1 protein-coding gene is annotated in these 551 nt (G+C 68.1%); it reads right to left on the bottom strand.

The genetic code is table 11. From position 1 onward, the window contains the following. Positions 1-551 (bottom strand): DNA repair protein RadA (locus AAFM92_16915; GenBank protein ID MEL7302041.1); only part of this gene is annotated, 551 nt, incomplete at both ends.

Here is a 551-nt window from a genome sequence, read left to right as displayed (position 1 = left end):
CAGAGCGGTCGTACGGTCAATCGGGCTCCGTCGTCGTCTGCTCGATGGAGGGCACGCGGCCGCTCTGCGAGAAACAGCGCACTCGGGCTGCCCACCTCCTTCAGCCCCCCCTCGCGCATCTCGAAGACGCCGATCTCGTTGGCGGCCCCGAAGCGGTTTTTCATGGCGCGGAGCATCCGGAACGCGTGGTGGCGGTCGCCCTCGAAGTGGAGCACCGTGTCGACCATGTGCTCCAGCACGCGCGGCCCGGCGATGCTGCCCGACTTGGTGACGTGGCCGACGAGGAAGGTGCTCGTCGGGAGCGTCTTGGTGAGGTCGAGGAGCGCGGCGGCCGACTCGCGGACCTGCGACACCGAACCCGGCGCGCTCGTGAGGTCGGGCCGAAAGATGGTCTGGATCGAGTCGACGATCAGGACATCGGGGCGTACGTCGTAGGCAGCAGAGAGGATGGCCTCGACGTTGGTTTCGGGGAAGAGGTAGAACTGGTCGGCGTCGACGCCGAGGCGCTGGGCGCGGAGCTTGACCTGCTGCGCGGATTCCTCGCCGGTGAC

This window comes from Pseudomonadota bacterium, assembly GCA_038533575.1.
Classification (GTDB): Bacteria; Pseudomonadota; Alphaproteobacteria; order Rhodobacterales; family Rhodobacteraceae; genus Shimia_B.
The sequence above is the reverse complement of the archived record's forward strand: the minus strand, read 5'-3'. Positions and strand labels throughout refer to the sequence as shown.